The organism is Endozoicomonas ascidiicola, assembly GCF_001646945.1.
GTDB lineage: Bacteria > Pseudomonadota > Gammaproteobacteria > Pseudomonadales > Endozoicomonadaceae > Endozoicomonas > Endozoicomonas ascidiicola.
The window spans coordinates 983,161-987,509 of the sequence record NZ_LUTV01000001.1 but is presented as its reverse complement, the minus strand read 5'-3'; the positions used below and the strand labels follow the sequence as shown (position 1 = coordinate 987,509).

The following is a 4,349-nucleotide window of genomic DNA, read 5'->3' as shown; positions in this document are numbered from 1 at the left end:
GATTCATCGTGATTTACGAAACAGCCAGGTTTGATCAGGGTGACAATCATTTCCATACTGCAGAAATGTCTGTAGGTGTCTCATTGTTCTATCAAATAGTGCTTACGACAATTTTCTGATAATGGATTGTGTCGTATATTCATCGGGAGTGGCTGGGTAAAAACGTAGAAGTGGTAACGATCACACCTTAGGTGGCCAAAACCCCGCCCACTCTATATGCCTGTCACCCATTACCAGAAAGTCTGAATTAATCAGACTTTCTTTCTGGTTGTAACTGAAACGCATTCCCTCATAATCCAGAAAAATACCGCCAGCGCCTTCAACAACAGCTTGAGCTGCCCCTGTATCCCATTCAGAGGTAGGGCCCAACCGTGGGTACATATCCGCACTACCTTCTGCCACCGCGCAACTTTTTAACGAGCTTCCCATTTTCTTAAGTTCCAGGTTCGGATGCATCGCTTGAAGCCCTTTTATATACTGCTGGGCTCTTTCCGATCCATAACTGCGACTGCCAAGTACTACCACGTCAATCTCTGGCTCAAACTTTCTTGGGGAAATAGCAACGGCCGCTGAAGCCCCCTCTTGCTTCCATGAACCCAGCCCCTTACCACCATAATAAACAGTATCCATACAGGGTACATAAACAATGCCAAGCATCGGATAGTGCTGGTCAATCAAGGCAATATTCACCGTAAACTGCCCGTTTCGGCTGATAAACTCTTTCGTGCCATCAAGGGGATCCACCAGCCAATAACGCTGCCACTGTTGACGAATAGCCCAGTCTTTATGTTCAGACTCTTCAGATAAAATTGGGTAATTTACCGGGAGTGATTCAAGCCCCTTAATAATCACAGCATTAGCGGCTAAATCCGCTTTAGTCACCGGCGTAGAATCAGATTTGGTTTTAATACCCTGATCTTCAAGGTGGTAGATAGCCATTATTTCATCACCCGCCTTTCTGGCGATGGCTAAAAGATCTGGAATAAGAGATTCAACGGAAAAGACGGTCATTTTACTTTGCTCTCCTGATCATCAGAAAAGCCGCCCATTCTCAACTTTTCACGCACAAGAAACAGTGCTGCAATCACTCTGGCTTCCGTTAAGTCTGACCTCTGACACAGAGTCATTAACTCATCAAACGTAAACGTTTCCACTTCAAGTGGTTCTGGCTCATCACCTTCAAGCTTATTTTCATACAAGTTCTGAGCGACAAACAGGTGGATTTTCCGTTTCATATAGTTTGGGGAAAGCGTCAACTCCCCCATATCAAACCACGCTCTGGCACCAAAACCGATTTCTTCCATTAACTCACGGTTTGCGCCGGCTTCGAGAGTTTCCCCTGGCTCAACCAGTCCTTTGGGCAGTGTTAGCTGATAATCTTCAGTACCGGCCGCATATTCCTGAATCATCATAAAACGACCATCGTCTAATAATGGCACTACCATGACGCCACGATGGCCGGTATTAAACTCTCCTAAACGCTCATAAATACGCTCTTCGCCATTGGAGAACTGAATATCCAGCGCCTCGATCGAAAACAATTTGGTGCGTGCGAGCTCGCGTCGGGAGCGAATCAGCGGTTTCTGTTTACAGAGCGTTTTTTCTGTCATATTTACCTGAAGGTCATGGATCTGAACAGGGAGTTATCCAAACGATTCCGTCAGAAGAATCAGATTCAGCATTTCTTCTATGATATCCGAAAAGAAATAGATAAGCGGACGCCACTGACCATCGATCTTAACATACACTTCGGTTTCTTCGACGACAGTTTCCAGCTTACCCATTGCAGAGTTCATATCTGAGTAGGTAACCACTCCCTCCTTGCCTTCATTCCAAATCTCAACACGGATAATTTCCGGATGCAAAATACTCATGGGCATTCCAAGGGCAGCGATCAGTTTATCCACAACTTGCCTCATGACTGTGCTCATAAAATCTAAAGGCGCAAGATTTTTCAACTGATCAACGCTATCTGGCAAAGCTCTCCTTAATAATCTTGATTTACTACCAACAAGAAAACTGTATTTAAAGTCTGCCAGCGCCTCAGCTGTATAATATGAAGCCATTTTCGTATAGTTCTGATCCCTGACAGCAACCAGAATCTCCTGCGCCAGCTTCTGTAGCACTTCCTCTTCGTTTTCAACTGTCGTATCAGTAGCAGCACCGACGATGACTTTTCCTGCCAGTTGCCGACTGGCGTCTATTTCTGATATTAGTAACGGGTCTTGATGACTTGCTGCCACGTTAAAACATAGCGCTGCAAGTACCAATGAGCACACTCTCAGCGTCACAGATAACAACTTCATGATCTACACGCCCTGCGTTGATGAAAAGTAGGTCGAGCCAGCGACTCATAATGGCTTCAAAGCCAGTTATGCCTGACAGCATAGAGCCTAGTCCAGCAGAGCTCTGCTGGCGTTATAACTGCTCATATAACTCTCAGGAGAATCCAGACAATGATTGACTGGAATACCATTGATACCGTGCTGCTTGATATGGACGGTACACTGCTTGACCTGCATTTTGATAATTACTTCTGGCAGGAGTTCGTCCCACAACGATACGCTGAAAAACAGGGCATCACGCTGGAAAAGGCAAAAATAGATCTGGAACCCCGCTTCACGGACATTTACGGTAAGCTACAGTGGTACTGCCTTGATCACTGGGCTAAAGAGCTGGATCTGGATATTATGGCAATGAAGCGTGAAGTGACGCATCTCATCTCATTCAGACCTCATGCAGAAGCATTTCTCCAGAACATCAAAGACCATGGCAAGCAGGTGATCATGATCACCAATGCCCATAGGGGAAGTCTATCCCTGAAACTAGAATACCTGCCGATGTCTCACTACTTTGATAAACTTATCAGCTCTCACGACTATGGTTATCCAAAAGAAAATCAAGCCTTCTGGCAGGCATTAGATGCGGATATCAACCTGAATAAAGAACGAGCTTTATTCATAGATGACAATGTCAGTATTCTGGATTCTGCAAAAACCTATGGTATTGCTCAACTATTGGCTATCAGCCATCCTGACAGTAAACAAGGTAAGTGGGATACCGGCTCTTATAATGCAGTTACCGACTTCAGGGATCTTTTGGCGCCAGAAACTGTCTAACACAAATGCTCCACTTTAAAGCTAAGTAGTTTTTATGAGTAACAACGACAAGATTCGACTTGATAAATGGCTATGGGCTGCCCGTTTTTATAAAACTCGCAGTATCGCCAAAGAAGCCATTGATGGCGGCAAAGTTCACTTGAATGGCCAGCGATGCAAACCCGGTAAAGAACCCAAGGTTGGCGATGTGGTAAAGCTTCGTACAGGCTGGGATGAACGAATCGTCCTCGTTGCAGCACTAAGTGACAAGCGTCAAAAAGCAGAACTGGCTCAGCAGCTTTATACAGAAACCGCGGAAAGCATTAAGGCAAGGGAAGAAGCGGCAGAAAACCGAAAATCCCTTCGTGGCGCCATGCCAAGGCCCGATCATCGACCTGATAAGAAGCAGCGCCGGGAAATCCTTAAACACAAAGCTGATTACTAATAACCAAAGAAGCTGTCGCAAAAGGTCTTCTCTACGCTCACTGCCTTTTGCAACAGCCTCTAAAAGCGGTTCCCCTTAAATACCCGATCATATGAAATCGAATAGTTCTGGCTTAGTGGTTAGTTACTGTGCAAGGCACATCGGAGTAGGCATAGCCTTTATGCCCTGTGCTGTGGGTAGTAGCTATGTGATCGTAGATGTAACGCCGCACGACTGCATGGATGCAGGAGGTAGCACCCAAGGGCATAAAAGCAACGCAGGAGCAAGTTGCCGAGAGTGGCTGATCACTGAGCCAGAAAATATGGTTTCGTATGGTTGAGTACTTATTTACCACTAAAACACTCAAATCTACCCCATCCACTTATCAACACCACGATTGATCAGCAATTCCCGCTGACAGCTTATTAATGCTCAAATTAATTGGTAATTCAAACCGCCATTTATTCAGGACGAACGAAGTCACGCTGACTAATGAGCAACAATATCCGCAAGTTCTAAACACAGGTTAAACAGGACTATCTTGAGTGCCACTATGTGGTATCAACAACCAAATGTTTCAAACTAACACTCCTGCCTTCAATAATTGCTGTGAATAAATCATTMCAGTTATCGATGATAAACCAGTCAAACAAGCCACGAATCGCATGCCATAGTGCCTTTTTGGACTTCTTTGCTTCAAGAGCCTGTTGGAAAAACTTGCAAGCCAACTGCTCTATCTGGTTGATGAGGAAAGCGGTGAACGTCAGGCTGGCCAGATTGGTCGCCAGGTGCTGCTTTCCGTGCCCGTAATTGTGTTCGAGATGATA

The 4,349-nt window shown here is 45.3% G+C and carries 5 protein-coding genes; 2 read left to right on the top strand and 3 right to left on the bottom strand.

Features of this window, described 5'->3' with window-relative positions; genetic code table 11:
* Nucleotides 1-180: 180 nt before the first annotated feature.
* Genes cysQ through AKL11_RS04020 form a run of 3 tightly spaced genes read right to left on the bottom strand, consistent with a single transcriptional unit; the run spans nucleotide 181 to nucleotide 2,306 of the window.
* Nucleotides 181-1,011: a 3'(2'),5'-bisphosphate nucleotidase CysQ gene (cysQ, locus tag AKL11_RS04030; protein ID WP_067515286.1), complete on the bottom strand. Its 831-nt coding sequence runs from the start codon at nucleotides 1,009-1,011 to the stop codon at nucleotides 181-183.
* Nucleotides 1,008-1,610 carry an ADP compounds hydrolase NudE gene (gene nudE, locus AKL11_RS04025; RefSeq protein ID WP_067515285.1) on the bottom strand — a complete coding sequence of 201 codons (603 nt, stop codon included), beginning with the start codon at nucleotides 1,608-1,610 and terminating at the stop codon, nucleotides 1,008-1,010. The genes cysQ and nudE overlap by 4 nt, the downstream gene beginning before the upstream one ends.
* A gap of 33 nt (nucleotides 1,611-1,643) precedes the next feature.
* Nucleotides 1,644-2,306 (bottom strand): hypothetical protein, encoded by a 663-nt coding sequence (locus AKL11_RS04020; RefSeq protein ID WP_157673395.1) that lies wholly within the window; start codon nucleotides 2,304-2,306, stop codon nucleotides 1,644-1,646.
* Between the two features lie 150 nt (nucleotides 2,307-2,456).
* Between AKL11_RS04020 and yrfG the strand changes: the two genes are divergently transcribed.
* A complete protein-coding gene (gene yrfG, locus AKL11_RS04015; RefSeq protein ID WP_067515283.1) occupies nucleotides 2,457-3,119 on the top strand; it encodes a GMP/IMP nucleotidase in 663 nt (220 codons plus the stop codon).
* A 34-nt stretch (nucleotides 3,120-3,153) separates the two neighbouring features.
* Nucleotides 3,154-3,543, top strand: coding sequence for a ribosome-associated heat shock protein Hsp15 (gene hslR / locus AKL11_RS04010; protein ID WP_067515282.1), 390 nt, complete (start codon nucleotides 3,154-3,156; stop codon nucleotides 3,541-3,543).
* Nucleotides 3,544-4,349 lie beyond the last annotated feature (806 nt).

Coding starts and splice junctions, on each gene's coding strand:
- cysQ (WP_067515286.1), bottom strand. CDS start 1,011: ATGACCGTCTTTTCCGTTGAATCTCTTATTCCAGATCTTTTAGCCATC.
- nudE (WP_067515285.1), bottom strand. CDS start 1,610: ATGACAGAAAAAACGCTCTGTAAACAGAAACCGCTGATTCGCTCCCGA.
- AKL11_RS04020 (WP_157673395.1), bottom strand. CDS start 2,306: ATGAAGTTGTTATCTGTGACGCTGAGAGTGTGCTCATTGGTACTTGCA.
- yrfG (WP_067515283.1), top strand. CDS start 2,457: ATGATTGACTGGAATACCATTGATACCGTGCTGCTTGATATGGACGGT.
- hslR (WP_067515282.1), top strand. CDS start 3,154: ATGAGTAACAACGACAAGATTCGACTTGATAAATGGCTATGGGCTGCC.